Here is a 15612-nt window from a genome sequence, read left to right as displayed (position 1 = left end):
GGTGGGCGGTTAAAGCCTACCTTCGAGTGGGGTTCTGAAGCCTCAGCCCATAGTCGAACGCACCTCAGCGTTCGAAATTGCGCAGGCGCAGCGAGTTGGCCACCACGAGCACTGAGCTGGCTGCCATCGCGGCGCCGGCGATCATCGGGTTCAGGAGTCCCAGGGCGGCCACGGGGATGCCGACGGCGTTGTAGAAGAAGGCCCAAAACAGGTTCATTTTGATCGTGGCCAGGGTGCGGCGGGAGAGTTCGATGGCCTGGACGACCTGGCCCAGACTGTTTCCCATCACGGTCAGATCTGCTGCCTCGATTGCCACGTCGGTGCCTGATCCCATGGCAATGCCCAGGTCCGCCTGGGCCAGTGCAGCGGCGTCGTTCACGCCGTCTCCGGCCATCGCAACCGTGGCCCCGGAGGTCTGCAGCTGTTTGACCTGTTCGACCTTCTCGTGCGGCAGGACTTCGGCAATCACATCCTCAGGGTCGATGCCGACGGCGGCGGCGACCTGCGCCGCGACGGGCAGATTGTCTCCGGTGAGCAGGATGGGACGAAGCCCGAGTTCCTTGAGGCGCCGGATGGCTGCGTGTGATCCGTCCTTGACTGTGTCGCGGAGGCTGATCAGTCCGGCCGGGTCGCCGTCGACGGCGACCCAGACCGCTGTCGCTCCCGCGTTCTGTTCTGCCTGGAGGAGGGCCAGCTCGTTCGCTGCAGGGTGTATGCCGTTCTCTTCCAGCCAGGCGGTGCGGCCGACGGTGATCACCTGGCCGTTGACTGTGCCCCGTACGCCGCCGCCGGGCGAGCTGGCGAAGGCGGTCACTTCGGCAAGCGTCCCTTCGGCGGAGGCTGCGGTCACGACGGCACGGGCCAGCGGGTGTTCGCTGCCTGCTTCAACGGCGCCGGCCAGAGCCAGCACGTCTTCCTTGGGGAGCCCGGACAAGGGTGTCACCCTGCTGACGGACAGCCGGCCGGTGGTGACGGTTCCGGTCTTGTCCAGCAGGATGGTGTCGACGGTGCGGGTGTCCTCGAGGACCTGCGGGCCCTTGATCAGGATGCCCAGCTGCGCCCCGCGGCCGGTGCCGGTGAGCAGGCCCACGGGGGTCGCCAGGCCCAGGGCGCAGGGGCAGGCGATTACGAGCACGGCCACGGCGGCGGTGAAGGCCGCCTGGGTGTCGCCGGTGAGGACCGACCACAGGGTGTAGGTGGTGATGGCGATGCCCAGGACGATGGGGACGAACACGGCGCTGATCCGGTCCGCGAGCCTGGCGATCGGTGCCTTCCCGCTTTGAGCCTGGCTGACGAGCCTGCCCATCTGCGCCAGGGTGGTCTCGCTGCCCACGCGGGTGGCGGTGACGAACAGGCGGCCGCTGGTGTTGATCGTGGCTCCGGTGACTTTGTCGCCCGGTCCGACTTCCACGGGCAGGGATTCGCCTGTGATCAGCGAGGTGTCGACGGCGCTTTGCCCGCCGGTGACGACGCCGTCGGTGGCGATCTTCTCGCCGGGGCGGACGACGAAGACGTCTCCGGCGACCAGGGAGTCAACGGGGACGGTCGTTTCGACCCCGCCGCGCAGGACGGTGGCATCCTTCGCGCCGAGGTTCAGCAGCGCCTTCAGTGCATCGCCTGCCCGCTGTTTGGCGCGGGCTTCCAGATGGCGGCCCAGCAGCAGGAACGTCACGATGACTGTGGCGACTTCAAAGTAGAGTCCGGGGCCTTCACCGTGGGCTCCCGGGTCTGCTGTGAGCCCGGGGTTGTTGATGAGCTCCCACGCCGAGTAGAGGAACGCGGCCGAGATCCCGATGGAAACCAGGGTGTCCATCGTCGAGGCGAAGTGCCGGGCATTGACGGCCGTGGCCCGGTGGAACGGCCAGGCTGCCCAGGTCACGACGGGCAGGGCAAGTGCGAAGACCCACCATCCCCAGTGGGGGAACCGGGCGGCAGGGATCATGGAGATGACCACCACGGGGACGGTCAGGGCTGCCGCGACTACAAGGCGCGGAAGCAGGCCGGTTGGCCGTCCGGCCTGGCCCTTGCGGGTGGCTTCCGGGGCCGGGGTTTGTGCGGGCCCGGGGGCCGGCCGGCCCGGCGTTGGCCTGAGAATTGCCTTGTATCCGGTGGCGTTGACCGTATCGACGATCTGTTCGTCGGCGACGTCGGCAGGGGCGGTGACGCGGGCGGTTTCCAGCGCCAGGTTCACCGTGGCGGTGACGCCGCCGATTTTGCCGAGTTTGCGTTCAACACGGCTGACACAGGATGCGCAGGTCATGCCTTCGACGTCGAGGTCCACGATCCGGGTGTCCGGTGTGGTGAAGACGGTCTGGGTATCCATGCTGTGGCTGCTTTCCTGGTGCGTGGTTGTTCGTTCAGGCGTCGGCGGAGACGACGGTGTAGCCGGCCTGGGCGACGGCTTCGCTGACCTCGGCAGGGTCGAGAGTTTCCGAGGACGTGACGACGGCCCGGGAGATGCCGCCCTTGTTCAGTGCGATGTCGACGCCGTTGATCCCGTCGATGGCTGTGAGTTCCTCGATGACAGAGCCGACGCAGTGTCCGCAGGTCATGCCGGAGATGTTGACGGTGGTTTCCATGATCATTCCTTTCCTCCTTCGTGCAGGCAGTTCAGGCGTCAGCGCAGCAGCCGGCCGATGGCCTCGGATGCTTCCTTGACCTTCTCGCCAACGATGGCGGGGTTTCCGGTATCCCGGGACTCGTTCGCGGCTCCGACGACGCAGTGCCCGATGTGCTCTTCAAGCAATCCGATACTCACCGCGTGCAGTGCCTTGGTGACGGCCGAGACCTGGGTAAGGACGTCGATGCAGTACTGGTCCTCGTCGATCATGCGGGCGATGCCGCGGACCTGGCCTTCGATGCGTTTGAGCCGGCGCTGATACGCCTCCTTGTCCGAGGTGTAGCCGTGGCCCAGGTGTTCATCAGTCTGTTCGCTCATGACCTCTCCTTTTCACTCAACTATACCCTACCCCCCTAGGGTATAAACGGCGGTGTGTTGGCAGTGCGCTGCAGGGGGCTGTCTTTCAGACGGGTGTCTTGAAGGTTCCGGCCAGGTTCTGCAGCTGGTAGATCCATGAGGTCCACACTCCCAGGACCATCAGCACGCCCAGGAGTGCCAGGAGCAGGCCGCCGGCGATGTTGAACGTCCGGATGTGCCGCCGGACGAAGGCCAGGGCGCGGGTGACCCAGCTGACGCCCAGGGCGACCAGGGCGAAGGGAATGCCCAGGCCCATGCAGTAGGCGAAGGCCAGCAGTGCACCCCGCCAAGGGTCGCCGGTGGTGGTGCTCAGGGCCAGGACCGCGGCCAGGGTCGGGCCCATGCAGGGGGTCCAGCCCAGGCCGAAAACGACTCCCAGGACGGGTGCGCCGGCCAGACCGGACGCGGGCTTCCATGTCATCTTCGCGGTGCGCTGAAGGAAGGGCAGCTTCCCGGCCAGGGCCAGGCCCATGAGGATCACGACGATGCCCAGGACACGGATCAGTGTGTCCTGCCATCGGGCCATCCAGGTGCCGATGGCGCCGAAGGCCGCCCCGTAGAGGGTGAAGACGGCGGCAAAACCGAGGACGAAGAGCCCGACTCCTGTCAGCACGCGGCGGCGGTTGCCGTGCTGGGTCGGGTTGGTCAGGCCGGAGACGTATCCGAGGTATCCGGGTACCAGGGGCAGGATGCAGGGTGACAGGAAGGATACGAGGCCGGCGATCATGGCCAGCGGAAGCGCAATCAGCAGGATGCCGCTCTGCACGGTTTCCGCGAAAAAGCCGCCGATGCTCATGCCAGGACCTCCGTTCGTGGTTCGCAGCGTGCTGCATTGGGCTGTCGTATCGGCGAAGGTCTGTCAGGGGCGGGGCACTTAGTCATGATGGGCCTCGGGTTCGGGGTAGATGAGCGTGCGGGTGACCAGATGGTGGGGTGCGGTTTGACTCTCGCGCAGGATCCGGCCGTCCGGGGCGAGGGTGAGTTCAAGGACCGCGTTTTCGGCCGGGTAGGACAGGACGAGGCGGCGGTTGCCGTCCTCGTCGTCAAGCCGGGTGGCCGTAGTGGCCCGGCCGCTGGCGTAGAGGGCGCGCCGGATGAAGTCCTGGCCGTTGCTCTGGAAGGACCGGGGTGTTCCCAGGCCTTGGGAGGTGTCGCTGGTGACCAGTTCGTGCAGGGTGAAGGCCGGGACGGCCTTCATGGCAGTCACCGCTTCGCGCAGCAGGTCCTCGGCCGGAACGGCCGGCCAGGTGATGGCCAGTGCGGCGGGTTTGACGTTCCAGGTGCCGGATGTCGGGGTGAGGGTGAGGCGGCTGGTCCCGTCGGTCCATGTGGCGGGGCTGAAAAAGCAGCCTTCCCCGCAGCGTCGAAACGTTAGCTCGGCGGTCTCCCCGGCGGGTCCGGCGAGGGAGCCGGTGAGGCCAGTCTGCGTGGAGACGATTGTTCCTGAGGCGTCGGTGAGCTCCGGGACCGTGAGCTGGATGACGAGCTGACCGGAGCTGGCGCGGGCGTTGACGCCTATCTCTCCGGCCAGGGCCGCCGCCGGGACGACCGGGCCCGTGGCGGGAGGCGGAAACGCCAGGGGCGCGGCAGCGCTGCCGGGGACCGGGAGTACGGTCAGCACCGCGGAGACGACAAGGACGATGGAAAGGGCGGCTGCTTCGGCCCGGGCGGGGCGGCTGATTCTTTCCAAGACAGATTCCCGGCGCAGGAGCCGTCGTGCGGCCAGGGCAAGGCCCGCTGCGGCGGCGACCAGCACGGTTTTGGCCAGCAGGACCCGTCCGTAGTCGGTGGTGAGGAGGGCGTCGGGCGGGACGAGTATCAGGGCCGTTCCCAGGCCGGTGAGTACGACGGCGGTGAACAGCCACACGGCAGTCCGGGAATAGGCCCGGAGGGCTTCCCGGGACAGGTCCCGGTGGTGGCGCCAATGGATGAGGGTGCGCAGGATGTGGACGAGCATCCCGGTCCAGAGGATGGCCGCGGCAAGATGCACGACCGTCAGCGGGATGCCCAGGGCCGGGTCGGCCAGCTGCGGGTGCGCGCGCAGGGCCTCGGCGCCGATCACGGCAGCCAGCGGCAGCCACAGCCAGGCACGGCGCCGTGTTAAGGCCACCGCTGCTGCCAGGGCGAAGCCGCCGAGCTCGACAAGGGCCAGGATTCCCGGCCGGCTGCCGGTCAGGGCGTCCGGGACGGGACGGGTGAGCCCTGCTGTCAGGGAGCCGTTACCCAGCAGCAACACGGCCAGGCCGGTGGCGGCGGCCACACCGAGCAGGCAGGCCCACACGGTGACCGTCCTCGGCCCGGCCAGGGCGCCCCGAAGGCGGCCCAGCAGCCGGATTCCGGCTTGCTCGCCCAGGGCCAGAGCGAGGGCGGTAAACATCAGGAGGCGAAGGACGGTTGTCTGCCACGACCCCTGGGTGTCGGTGGCCTGGCCCCCGCCGAGGGCCGTGGCGGAGGGTCCGATGGCGTAGCGGTAGGACCCGCTCATGACGTCCCCGTCGCCGGCGGTGACCTGCCATTGGACGGTATAGATGCCCGGGGCGCCGGGGCCGGGAACGGGTATTTCCAGGGCACGGTTCTCATGGGAGAGCCGTGCCGCGCCCAGGCTCCGGCTGCCCTGGGGGCCGACCAGTGTCACCGGTGTCCCGGCGGTGGTGACCGGCTCATCGAAAAGCAGCGTCAGGGTCTCGGGGGCGGTGGCGGCGGTCGAATCGGCGGCCGGTGCGGAGAAGAGCAGGTTGGCGTGCGCGGAAGCAGGGACCGCCGACAGCAGACCGGCAAAGACGAGCCCCGCCGTGGCTGCGAGCAGCGCGGCGGCACGGCCGAGCCGGTGCGGCCGCCGGGGGGCCCTACGCGTCACGCCGGGGCGGCGGGATGACGTCGGTGCCGGCGCCGGGGTGTCCGCTTTGCAGTTGTGCGAGTTCTTCCCGGGCGGCCCGGATCCGTTCATCTATGTTCTGCGCCGGCGCCGCGAAGCACCCGACGGCCGTGGTGCCGGCCCGGCGCATGGGGCGCAGGCAGAAGAACCATGTCAGGGCGATGGCCGCCGCCGTGCCCGCCAGTGCGATCAGGACCGTGTTCACGCCGCGGGGTTCCCGCCGGGACGTGGTGCCGGGTGGCGGCCGTCGAAGTCTGCCGGCGCCGGGCGGAGGGCCTGGATCTGGGCGAGCAGGGAGGCCAGTTCCTGTTCCTGGTCGGGTGTGGCGGGCTGTTCGTTGCGGCTGCGGCCGCGCATCATGAGCCACATCATCAGGCCCATGCCGACGGGGCAGACCAGGGCGGGAAGGATGAGAAAAAACTGTTCCATGGGATGTCCTTAGCGGTCAGGGGTGGGGCGGAGCCGGGTGAGGTCGCGCCGGAGGGCGCGTGCGGAGAGCCGGCCATGGGCGATGAGCTTGCCGTCGGCGATCAGTCCGGGGGCGAAGAGGAGGCGGTGCTCAGCGGCGAGGACGCGTCCCTGGTCGCTGTTCAGGTCGACTTCGTCAACGCTGAGCCCGAACTCGCGGGAAAGCCCTGCCAGTAACTGCTTGCCGTCGCTGCACCAAGTGCAGTCGGTCCGGGTCAGCAGTGTGAGTGCGATCATGGCCTGATTCCGTCATTGAGGTCACTGAGCAGCTTGTCGACCGGAACGAACATCGTGTAGTCCGGGGCGCCGCCGTAGTCTGCCCGCCACCGGATGGTGCCGTCCGGTCCGACGAGGATGAAGCTGTGCCCGTCCCTCATGGCGCCCATCATCCCGTAGCGGTTCGCACTGTACTTCTCCGACACCGTGAGCGCGGGATCGGACAGGACGGGGGTGCTCAGGCCCATGTCCCGGGTTTTTCGGGCAATGAGGTCGGCAGGATCGGTCGTGATGGACAGGACCGCGTCGATGCCGGCGGCCTTGACCTTGGTGCTGTCTTTTTCAAGGATGGTCATCTGGTCCCAGCAGGGCTGGCAGGTCAGGCCTTCCTGGAAGTACAGGAGGACATTCTTTCCCTTGTAGTCGCCCAGGGACACCTGCTTCCCGCTGTTGTCCTGGAGGGTGAATGCCGGCGCGGCCTGGCCGGGACCGGGCTGGCCGACATCGTAGTTCTTCCCGGCCCCTGTGTTCTTCGGGGCTGTGGATCCGGAGAAGATGGCGTAAAGGCCGACGAGGATGAGGACAAGGGCTGCCGCCGCCAGGGTCCAGAGGAGCCAGCGGCGATTCGTTCCACGGGCCGGGCCGGCCTTGGAGTCGCGGCTTTTGGGGGTGGTCATGATCGGCTGTCCTTTGCGGGGATGGGCTCGGCGGTCGTGTCTGGAACGCAGCAGCCGATTCTGGGGTCGGCTGCAGTGTCATCGACGGGGGCGTCATTGACGGGTTTTTCCGGGACGGCCGGGGGTCCGGCATGCCGGCGGGCCTGGGTGATCAGGTAGAGGAGACCGGCGGTGAGGATCGCGGCTAGGACCCAGCCGGGGAGCCAGCCCACTGCTGCGGCGATGACGGCGGCGGCGTGCTGCAGTTCGGCGGTGATCTGCAGGAATACCCCGTCCGATCCCATGCCGGGTCCCAGGGCGGCCTGGACGTAGGTGAGTAAGGCCATGGCGATGAGCAGGAAGGCTGACGCGGCCGTCCCGAACGCCATCGTGCGGCGCAGGCGGCCGAGCCGGAGGGTGACCTGCCGTCCCTGCAGCCACCGGCTCCTGCTCCAGTCCCTGCGGTCCCAGACCAGGGCCAGGACGGCCAGCCGCGCGACCATGCCTAGAACGTACGTCAGTGCCACCGCCAGCGCCGCGGGAAACGAAGCACTCGCCCCGGAGAGCACAGCGACGCCGGCCAGCACCGGGGCGCAACAGGAACTGGCCGCCCCCGAAAACACTCCCAGCCCGTAGACCGAACCGAACCCTGCCCCGGTGGGGGCCCGGCCCGGCAGCATCGGCAGCCGCGGCTTCCATCCGAACAGCATGGCTGTTCCGCCGGCCAGCATCGCGGTGGCGGCGGCCAAAAACACCAGCACATGCTGGCCCGAGACAAGGCTGACAAGGAAGGTTGCTCCCAGCCCGATCGGGACGATGACGGTGGCCACCCCTCCGGCGAAGACGAAGGTTGCGGCGAGAATGCCGGTGCGGCGGCGGAAGCCGGTGGCCAGGTACGCGGGGAGCATGACCGAGACGCAGCACGGGGCGAGCAGGGCCACGAGGCCGCCAAGGAACGCGGTCAGCAGCGTCCCGCCGAACAGCAGATCTTCCATGGACGTTCGCCCTTCGCACCACTCGACGCTTCAAAAACTATTCTCCTAAGGAGTTTAGGAGAATAGGCGGACGGTGTCCAGCGGCGGGAGCCGACGGTTGGTTTTAGCGGGGTCGGCTTTAGAGGGCGGTAGTGCTGGTGGAGACGTATCCGTCGGGGCAGAGGTTCTGTCCGGCCGCGGCCGCTGCCGGACCTCCCAGCAGCAGCACCGGGAGGGCGAACAGTGCGGCCACGGCCAGGGAGCCGGCGGCGGTCCTGGCGCTGCCCAGGGGCTGGTGCGGGGGGATGAGCCGGCGCACGCGGGCCGCGGCCCCGGCACCTCCTGCCGCCAGCGCCACGGCAGGGGCCAGCGCAATGCTGCCGGTGGCGACGGCCAGCAGCGCAGCGGCCACGGTGAGCCGTCCGGATCGGGCGGCCGCGGCGTCATCGGCGCGCAGTTCGATCAGCCGGGCGGTCTCCTCGGCGGCGGTCCGGAAGAGCGCAACAGCCGGAAAGGCCGATGCCAGGGCCCGGGCGAGGCCCAGGATCAGGTCGTGCCGCTCGGTCAGGTGGGCGTGTTCGTGGGCCAGGACCGCGTCCAGCTGTGCCTCGTCCAGGGCCTGCAGTGCCCCTATTGTCACGACGGTGCGCCGCCGCCGGCCGGGGAGGCAGTAGACGGCCGGTTCCGCCGAGTCCAGGACAACGACGTCGCGGTGTGTGTCGGTGTGGCCGACGACGTCCAGGATCCTGCTGTGGCGGGTGCGTTCCCGGGCCATGCCGGCCAGGCCCGAGCCGAGGCACCACATGGTGCGGCCGAGGATGGCCAGGGAAAGGACGGCGCCGGTGGCACCGGCCGCCGCCCCTCCGGGGGAAGCGTACTGCTCGCGGATGGCCATGACGCAGGCCCGCAGCAGTTCGGCGAGGTCGGCGCTGACGGTCATGGTCGGGAAGGTCAGGGCCAGTCCGGCGAGGGCTGCGGAGGCCAGGACGGTGACGGTGAGTGCCTGCCACGCCGCGATGGCCAGCCGGGGCGACCTGTCGGCCCAGGATCCTGCCCGCAGCAGCCGGGGGCCGGCAACGGCAAGGGTCAGGGCGTAACTGAGGAGGGACAACGCGACGATCATGCGGTCGCGTCCTGTTCCCTCGCCGCGCTGAGGAGCCGGTGCAGTTCCTCGGCCTCTTCGGGCCGCATCCCTTCGACGAAGCCCAGAAGGGCCGCGGTCCGGTCATCGGTGAGTGAGAGCGCTTCTGTCACGAGTCCGGCAACGTACTTGTCCCGGCCCGCAGCCGCACCATAACGAAACGCCCTGCCCTCTCGCTCCTTCGTCAGCCAGCCCTTGCGGTGCAGAATCTCGGTGACGGTGTGCACCGTGTTGTAGGCAAGGCGCCGGTCCAGACCGTCGAGGACCTCCCGGACCAGCAGCGGACCGTCGGCACGCCAGATCTGCTCCATGATGGCGCTCTCCAGATCGCCAAACTTTGGCATGCTGCCTCCTCGGCCGTGTGGTGTCCTATCAAGGATAGGAGATAGGCCCCCGCATTGCACCTAATTACCTAAGTAAGTTAGGTTTGAGGCAGGAATGCCGGCCCGCCGGCGTTGACCGCAGCGCCGGATCCCCGGTGCCCGTCAAGCAAAGGATTCAGGGAATGCCCCGATCAAAGAACCCGGGCCGGGCCGCCGGCAAGGACTCGCAGGAGGCAGGGCCGGCTGCCGGGAGTAATCCCACCCTCAAGCAGCAGCGGGCCGCGGACATCGCCCAAAAGATGGCCGGCTTCAAGCGCGTACACCAGAAAAACCGGCGCAAGCGCCTCATCCTCATTATTAGTGCCTGGACGGTCGGCATTGCCCTGGCGGCGGGCCTGGTCGTCTTCGCCGTGATCAGCGCCCAGCCGAAGAGCCCTCCGGCGGCCATTGACGGCGTCCAGACCTTTTCGGGGCTGAGCTCCAACCATGTGACGACACCGGTCAAGTACGCCCAGTCCCCGCCCGCCGGCGGGGACCATTCGGCGGTCCCGCTCAACTGCGCCGTCTACAGCGAGCCGGTGCCCAACGAAAACGCGGTCCACTCCCTGGAGCACGGGGCCGTCTGGGTGACCTATGACCCGCAGGCGGTCAGCGGTGCGCAGCTGGACACGCTCCGCAAGGACATCCCCTCGACCTACGCGATCCTCTCCCCTTACAGCGGGCTTCCCTCCCCGGTCGTCGCCTCCGCCTGGGGCGTGCAGCTGAAAGCATCGGGCGCTGATGACCCGCGCATCAAAGACTTCATCGCCAAATACCGGAGCGCAAAAACGGCCCCGGAGCCCGGCGCCCCCTGCACCGGCGGACTCGACGGCCCAGGCAAGATCAAGTAGCCAGACGGGCAGCTGAACCAGCCGCCCGCACCAACCGCCCCCGCACAACTGAGGTAAGGAACAAGACCAATGATGGGTTATGGATACGGCGACATGGGACCTATGTGGCTGTGGATGCTGGGATGGTCGCTGCTTCTCATCGCCGCTCTGGCCGCGCTCGTCTGGGTGATCGTCCGCCTGGCCAGGGGCGGTGGACAGTCCCCGGCCAGCCGGTCCGGCTCTGCCCGCAGCATTCTCGATGAGCGGTACGCGCGCGGGGAAATCGACGACGAGGAATACCGCAAACGGCGCGAAACGCTGGGATAGCGTTTTGGGCGGTCCCCTGACGCGGACTCAGGAGGCCTGAGCCGGACCGGGACAATCACCGGGCGGCTCCCGCACCGCGGCAAGCCTTCAAGCGGCCCCGCCGCCGGGTCCTGTCCCACCTACCGATCCAGGTAAGGAAACATCGTGAACGTTTTCCAGGAAATGGGTCGGGCGCTGGCAATGGCCGGGGCGATGGGATGGGATGGGAAATCCTGTGGCCACTGCTCCTTGGATTCGCCTTGTCAGGCGTCATCCAGGCTCTCGTCAGCCGGGAGCGGATTGCGGCGTTGGTGTCCGATGACTCGCCCCGGTCCCTGGGTGCCGCAACAGGACTTGGTGCGGCATCCTCCTAGTGCTTCTACGCCGCGGTGGCCCTGGCGCGGTCCCTGTTCCGCAAGGGCGCCCATTTCACCGCGGCGATGGCCTTTGAAATCGCCTCCGCCAACCTCGTCATCGAGTTGGGCATCATCCTGACCGTGCTGATGGGCTGGCAGTTCACCCTGGCCGAATTCATCGGCCGACCCGTAATGATCATTGCCATCGCGCTCGGCTTCCGGTGGTGGATGCGCGGACGCATCCTCGAGACAGCCCGCCACCAGGCCTACAAAGGCCTCGCCGGATCCATGGAAGGCCACGCAGCCATGGACACGTCCGTCCACGGCGAGGGAAGCTTCTGGCAGCGGCTGCGCTCCCGGGACGGGCTGACCGCCGTCGCGCAATACTTCGTCATGGACTGAGCCTCCGTCTGGAAGGACATCGGCAGCGGCCTGCTGCTCGCCGGTGCCTTCGCGGCCTGGGTACCCCAGTCCTGGTTGCAGGCCCTGTTCCTTACCGGCAACCCGGTCGCCTCCGGCCTCTGGGGCCCGGTCATCGGGCCGCTCCTGGCCATGGTCAATTTTGTCTGCTCCATCGGAAACGTGCCCCTGGCGGCGGTGCTGTGGAACGGCGGAATCAGCTTCGGCGGGTCGTCAGTTTCATCTTCGCCGACATCGCCTTCCTCATCCTCGGCGCCTTTCTCCTCATCCGCTTCATCCGCACCGGAGGTGCGGGGATGCTCCAGATGATGGGCGGGGAACCGGCGGCCATCGACGGACCGGGCCACGACCACAACATGTAGAGCACGCCGGAACCCGTCTGTATTTCACTGGGCCACGGACCACGCCATTCAATTGGCCAGGGTATCGCTGATAAGCGATTTCAGCGTGGATTTGTCCGCAACTCCCAGGATCCGGGCCGCGACCCGGCCCTGTTTGTCGAGCACGATGGTGGTCGGAACGGCCTGAGGGGGCACAAAGCTGGCCATGGCCAGAAGAATGCCGCCGTCTCTGTCATAGAAACTCGGATACGTCACTCCGAAGGTACGTTCATAGGCAGCGGCCGTCGGGGCCTCATCCCGGATGTTCACGCCATAGAACTCGGCTCCCTTGCCTTGGAATGACTGGCTGAGCTCCTGCAGCGTTCCTGCCTCCAGCCTGCACGGGCCGCAGGCTGCATACCAGAAATTCAGCACCACGACTTTGCCGGGGAATGACCGGGACTCCACCGTCCGGCCGTCGAACAACTGGGCATGGAAGGTCACCGGGTTCTGGCGGGCGGCTGCGGTGTATTCACTGACTGAGCCGTCGCCTGCAATGTAGTTCTTGTTATCCCCCGCACGGGCCTGCTGGGCCAGCGAATCCGGCGCCGCGCAGGCCGCCAGCGAAACGGCGAGCACCGACGCTGAAGCGATCGCGGCCAGAAGCGACCTGCGTGGGCGCCGCCTGGCAGCCCGGCCTCTGTCCAGCTTCATCAGCTTCCTCTCCTGCTGGCCACGCGGCCCGCGCGCCTAGCGGCGGTTTTCCCGTTATCGGCCGGGTCCGGCCGTGACAGGCCGCCGCCGGTTGGGGGAACCGGCGGCAGCCCCTCCCCAGTGTAGACCTAAACTACTTAGGTTGTTAGGTCTGTGGGATGCTCCTGATACAGCTTCACATGCACCTCCGCGGACACGCGTTCCAGCTTGGGCCGCTGAGCGTGCTGTTCTATGACCTCTGCATCCTGGCCGGCATCGTGGTCGGCGTGTGGCTTACGGCCGCCGCCTCCGGGGCCCGGGGCGGTACCACGTCCCAGACCTTGGACATGGTGATCTGGGCGGTGCCTTCGGTATCGTCTGCGGCCGGATCTACCACGTCATCACCGACAACCAGCTCTACTTCGGCCCCGGAAAAGACCCGTGGGGTGCACTGCGGATATGGGAAGGCGGCCTCGGGATCTGGGGAGCCGTCGCCCTCGGGCTCGTCGGCTCCGGGATCGGTGCCCGCCGAGCCGGGGTACCCTTCGCGGCCTTCGCCGACGCGGCCGCCCCCGGGCTGCTCCTGGCCCAAGGCCTGGGCCGCTGGGGCAACTGGTTCAACTGGTTCAACAAACGAACTCTACGGCGAATCCACGCACCTGCCGTGGAAACTCCAGATCCACGCCATGAACCAGGCCACCGGCAAGGCCCTGACCGCACCCGACGGCACACCGGCAATCCTCGGCTACTTCCAGCCCACCGTCCTCTACGAATCCCTATGGACCCTAGCCGCAGCACTGCTGCTGATATACCTGGATCGCGGCGGTGCAGGACGATGACATGGTCCTGGTCGTCGCACCTGAGCATCCCTGGGCCCGGCGCCGGACCCCGGTCACGGCCGGCGAACTGGCAGCAACCGCGCTGGTCACCAGCTAACACGGCAGCGGAACCCGGGACGCCCTCGAGCACCTGCTCACCACCGCAGTGGCCCCGCCCCTGGCAGAGCCGCTGGTGGAACTATCCACGACGGCGGCCGTCCGTGACGACCTCGCCCTGCACCGGCTCATCGCCATCCCCGTCCGTGGGCTGCCCCTGCGCCGCACCCTGACCGCCCTGTGGCAAACCGGCCCAACACCCCCGCCGGGGCCGGCCCGGGATCTGGCAGCCATCGCCGCCAGAGCTGTTCCGGGAACCAGCACCCGCCGGAAGGCATGAAACCCGGCGCGATTCTAATGCTTTGCGTGACCGGCACGGCGGCCCGTGGAGCTACGCAGGCACACGGGTTCGGAGGAGAGAACACAATACCCCCGACAGCAGTAGGGGACTATTTCCTCGCTGGCTGGGAATTCGCCGCGTCGGCTGCTGAGTTAAGCGGGCGGGATTGGCGCGGCGCTGTATCGCGGACCGACAGAGGGGCCGAGGGGCCATGGTCTGGTAACTGTTGGCAACCGTTCTTGCCGACACACGTTCCTCGGGCGGCCAGCTAATGGGCCGGCGGCGGCCGGGGCCCTGCGTTGCAGCTGTTATCCGGCGGGGGTGCTGATCTTTTCCCCGGCGGGGTTGATGACCCACCAGATCTTGTTGAAGCCTTGGCCCTTGACGTCGCCCGGGGCGGTGTCTTTGGTGTAGAGGTACAGGGGCATCCCGTTGAGTGTGACTTGCCTGGTCCCGGCGTCGGTGGTGATCACGCCGACCTTTCCGGTGACACCCTCCACTACTGGGGTCCCGGATCCGGCGGTCACCGCTGACCAGATGGACAGGCAGGCCCCGGCGCAGGCACTCTTCCCGGAGTCTTTGACGTCCTTGTCGAAAACATAGACGGACATGCCCTTGCCGTCGACAACCGTGGTCCCCAGGGAGGTTTTCGCAGTTGTCAGATCTGCCGGGGCGGCACTGGTGGCGGGCGCGGCCGGGGCTGACGTGGTTCCGGTGGAGGTCGTTGTCGATGCGCCGCAGCCGGTCAGTGCCAGAGCGGAAAGGGACAGCGCCGCCATGGCTATGCTCAGTCTCGTGTTCATGAAATATGACTCCTCTAAAAACAGATCTTTGGGACAGATTCACCCGGCCTGCTCTCAGCAGGTCGTTGCGGTGGATCTGCACGGCGCGGGTTTGCCGCTATGCCTTAAGACGGCGCAGGTGGTGAGAATGGTTCAACCGGGGGCAGAATTTTTTACGGCTGAACTTTTCCCGGTCATTGGGCGTCTTAGCGGGTAGGGCCCGTTCCATCGAGATGTCAGGGGCGTCCATGCCATTAGATGAGCAGATAGTCGCAGAGATCTACCGGGAGCATGCGCCGGCGCTGCGACGCTTCGCGATCGGGATAACATCGAGCCCGGAGCAGGCCGAAGACGTCGTGCAGGAGACGATTCTGCGCATCTGGCAGCAGGCCCCCGGAATCACCACCAGTATGCGCGGTTACCTTTTCCGGAAGGCCAGAAACATCGACATCGACAATTTCCGCCGTCAGCAGCGCCGGCCCCAACAAACGCAGACGGAGGACCTGGAGCAGATGGCGGTTACGGTCGAGCACGTGGACGGGCTGTTGATGAAGGTGCTGATGGAAGAAGCACTGGCCCGACTCAGTGCCGGGCACCGCGAGGTCATCACCATCAGCGGAACCAAGCCACGCGCCCCGGCCTCGCTTAAGCACTGGACCCTGTACCTACCCTCTACCGCTGGGTCCCGGCATCGAAGACCGGCCAAGGTTTCGACTCCGTAGCTGCTGTGGTTGGTGCACGGGACTTCTGAAGATTTGGATGACCGTGCACGGCACTTCTGACATCCAGATGTCAGAAGTCCTCTGCACACCATGGGATGGTGGGCGGCCTTCAGGATGGCACCTTTTCGGCTGAGCGTGTGAGGGTGAAGATAGCCCGTGCCAGGTCCCGGGCTGGAGCCGACGCGGGCGCCAGCGCGCGGCCGCGGGTAGGGGGCGTGGACGTTTACGGCCATCGCGCTGCGCTTCAGACGCCGCCGCGGCGGATCAGCTTGCCGCTGGGCGTGCGGCCGTCGATCTCG

Annotated in this window: 21 protein-coding genes and 2 pseudogenes; 9 read left to right on the top strand and 14 right to left on the bottom strand. The window is 67.5% G+C overall.

Annotated elements, in window-relative coordinates; translation table 11 throughout:
* Window positions 1–64: 64 nt before the first annotated feature.
* The 12 genes from QK290_RS12550 to QK290_RS12495 all read right to left on the bottom strand — a co-directional run bounded on the left by QK290_RS12550 (window position 65) and on the right by QK290_RS12495 (window position 9651).
* The gene (locus QK290_RS12550; RefSeq protein ID WP_282330965.1) at window positions 65–2323 is read right to left on the bottom strand and encodes a heavy metal translocating P-type ATPase; all 2259 of its coding nucleotides are present in this window, start codon (window positions 2321–2323) and stop codon (window positions 65–67) included.
* A 34-nt stretch (window positions 2324–2357) separates the two neighbouring features.
* Complete coding sequence (locus QK290_RS12545; RefSeq protein WP_282330963.1) at window positions 2358–2585, bottom strand: heavy-metal-associated domain-containing protein; 228 nt, start codon at window positions 2583–2585, stop codon at window positions 2358–2360.
* 32 nt (window positions 2586–2617) lie between these two features.
* Window positions 2618–2938: a metal-sensitive transcriptional regulator gene (locus tag QK290_RS12540; RefSeq protein WP_282330961.1), complete on the bottom strand. Its 321-nt coding sequence runs from the start codon at window positions 2936–2938 to the stop codon at window positions 2618–2620.
* An 85-nt stretch (window positions 2939–3023) separates the two neighbouring features.
* The gene (locus QK290_RS12535; RefSeq protein ID WP_282330960.1) at window positions 3024–3773 is read right to left on the bottom strand and encodes a cytochrome c biogenesis protein CcdA; all 750 of its coding nucleotides are present in this window, start codon (window positions 3771–3773) and stop codon (window positions 3024–3026) included.
* Between the two features lie 78 nt (window positions 3774–3851).
* On the bottom strand, window positions 3852–5834 hold the full coding sequence (locus QK290_RS12530; protein WP_282330959.1) for a copper resistance protein CopC: 1983 nt from the start codon (window positions 5832–5834) through the stop codon (window positions 3852–3854).
* Window positions 5824–6057 (bottom strand): hypothetical protein, encoded by a 234-nt coding sequence (locus QK290_RS12525; RefSeq protein ID WP_282330958.1) that lies wholly within the window; start codon window positions 6055–6057, stop codon window positions 5824–5826. Before QK290_RS12525 ends, QK290_RS12530 begins: the two co-directional genes overlap by 11 nt.
* On the bottom strand, window positions 6054–6281 hold the full coding sequence (locus QK290_RS12520; protein WP_282330957.1) for a hypothetical protein: 228 nt from the start codon (window positions 6279–6281) through the stop codon (window positions 6054–6056). Before QK290_RS12520 ends, QK290_RS12525 begins: the two co-directional genes overlap by 4 nt.
* 9 nt (window positions 6282–6290) lie before the next feature.
* Entirely contained in the window at window positions 6291–6557 is a 267-nt protein-coding gene (locus QK290_RS12515; protein WP_282330956.1) for a hypothetical protein, read from the bottom strand.
* Window positions 6554–7213 (bottom strand): peroxiredoxin family protein, encoded by a 660-nt coding sequence (locus QK290_RS12510; protein WP_282330955.1) that lies wholly within the window; start codon window positions 7211–7213, stop codon window positions 6554–6556. The genes QK290_RS12515 and QK290_RS12510 overlap by 4 nt, the downstream gene beginning before the upstream one ends.
* Window positions 7210–8187, bottom strand: coding sequence for a cytochrome c biogenesis protein CcdA (locus QK290_RS12505; protein ID WP_282330954.1), 978 nt, complete (start codon window positions 8185–8187; stop codon window positions 7210–7212). The genes QK290_RS12510 and QK290_RS12505 overlap by 4 nt, the downstream gene beginning before the upstream one ends.
* 118 nt (window positions 8188–8305) lie before the next feature.
* Window positions 8306–9289 carry a M56 family metallopeptidase gene (locus tag QK290_RS12500; protein ID WP_282330953.1) on the bottom strand — a complete coding sequence of 328 codons (984 nt, stop codon included), beginning with the start codon at window positions 9287–9289 and terminating at the stop codon, window positions 8306–8308.
* The gene (locus tag QK290_RS12495; protein WP_282330952.1) at window positions 9286–9651 is read right to left on the bottom strand and encodes a BlaI/MecI/CopY family transcriptional regulator; all 366 of its coding nucleotides are present in this window, start codon (window positions 9649–9651) and stop codon (window positions 9286–9288) included. Before QK290_RS12495 ends, QK290_RS12500 begins: the two co-directional genes overlap by 4 nt.
* A gap of 161 nt (window positions 9652–9812) precedes the next feature.
* On the opposite strand from QK290_RS12495, the gene QK290_RS12490 reads away from it, so the two are divergent.
* The 5 genes and pseudogenes from QK290_RS12490 to QK290_RS12470 all read left to right on the top strand — a co-directional run bounded on the left by QK290_RS12490 (window position 9813) and on the right by QK290_RS12470 (window position 11943).
* On the top strand, window positions 9813–10520 hold the full coding sequence (locus tag QK290_RS12490; protein WP_282330951.1) for a DUF3105 domain-containing protein: 708 nt from the start codon (window positions 9813–9815) through the stop codon (window positions 10518–10520).
* Window positions 10521–10589: 69 nt separating this feature from the next.
* On the top strand, window positions 10590–10826 hold the full coding sequence (locus tag QK290_RS12485) for an SHOCT domain-containing protein (RefSeq protein ID WP_282330950.1): 237 nt from the start codon (window positions 10590–10592) through the stop codon (window positions 10824–10826).
* Window positions 10827–11023: 197 nt separating this feature from the next.
* Window positions 11024–11179, top strand: a complete 156-nt coding sequence (locus QK290_RS12480; RefSeq protein WP_282330949.1) for a hypothetical protein — start codon at window positions 11024–11026, stop codon at window positions 11177–11179.
* A gap of 15 nt (window positions 11180–11194) precedes the next feature.
* Window positions 11195–11731: pseudogene (locus QK290_RS12475) on the top strand (permease); the annotation flags it as partial.
* A gap of 32 nt (window positions 11732–11763) precedes the next feature.
* On the top strand, window positions 11764–11943 hold the full coding sequence (locus QK290_RS12470; protein WP_282331019.1) for a hypothetical protein: 180 nt from the start codon (window positions 11764–11766) through the stop codon (window positions 11941–11943).
* Between the two features lie 48 nt (window positions 11944–11991).
* On the opposite strand, the gene QK290_RS12465 is transcribed toward QK290_RS12470, so the two are convergent.
* Window positions 11992–12615, bottom strand: coding sequence for a TlpA disulfide reductase family protein (locus tag QK290_RS12465; RefSeq protein WP_282330948.1), 624 nt, complete (start codon window positions 12613–12615; stop codon window positions 11992–11994).
* A 268-nt stretch (window positions 12616–12883) separates the two neighbouring features.
* Between QK290_RS12465 and QK290_RS12460 the strand changes: the two are divergent.
* The 3 genes and pseudogenes from QK290_RS12460 to QK290_RS12450 form a co-directional block, all read left to right on the top strand.
* Window positions 12884–13156 (top strand): annotated as a pseudogene (locus tag QK290_RS12460) (prolipoprotein diacylglyceryl transferase family protein); the annotation flags it as partial.
* Window positions 13041–13433, top strand: coding sequence for a prolipoprotein diacylglyceryl transferase family protein (locus QK290_RS18670; RefSeq protein ID WP_348994467.1), 393 nt, complete (start codon window positions 13041–13043; stop codon window positions 13431–13433). The pseudogene QK290_RS12460 and the gene QK290_RS18670, both read left to right, overlap by 116 nt.
* Before the next feature lie 145 nt (window positions 13434–13578).
* A complete protein-coding gene (locus QK290_RS12450) occupies window positions 13579–13809 on the top strand; it encodes a hypothetical protein (protein WP_282331016.1) in 231 nt (76 codons plus the stop codon).
* A 308-nt stretch (window positions 13810–14117) separates the two neighbouring features.
* On the opposite strand, the gene QK290_RS12445 is transcribed toward QK290_RS12450, so the two are convergent.
* On the bottom strand, window positions 14118–14612 hold the full coding sequence (locus QK290_RS12445; protein ID WP_282330947.1) for a hypothetical protein: 495 nt from the start codon (window positions 14610–14612) through the stop codon (window positions 14118–14120).
* Window positions 14613–14839: 227 nt separating this feature from the next.
* Between QK290_RS12445 and QK290_RS12440 the strand changes: the two genes are divergently transcribed.
* Window positions 14840–15313 carry a sigma-70 family RNA polymerase sigma factor gene (locus QK290_RS12440; RefSeq protein ID WP_282330946.1) on the top strand — a complete coding sequence of 158 codons (474 nt, stop codon included), beginning with the start codon at window positions 14840–14842 and terminating at the stop codon, window positions 15311–15313.
* Window positions 15314–15612 lie beyond the last annotated feature (299 nt).

This window comes from Pseudarthrobacter sp. AL07, assembly GCF_029960665.1.
Lineage (GTDB): Bacteria > Actinomycetota > Actinomycetes > Actinomycetales > Micrococcaceae > Arthrobacter.
The sequence above is the reverse complement of the archived record's forward strand: the minus strand, read 5'-3'. Positions and strand labels throughout refer to the sequence as shown.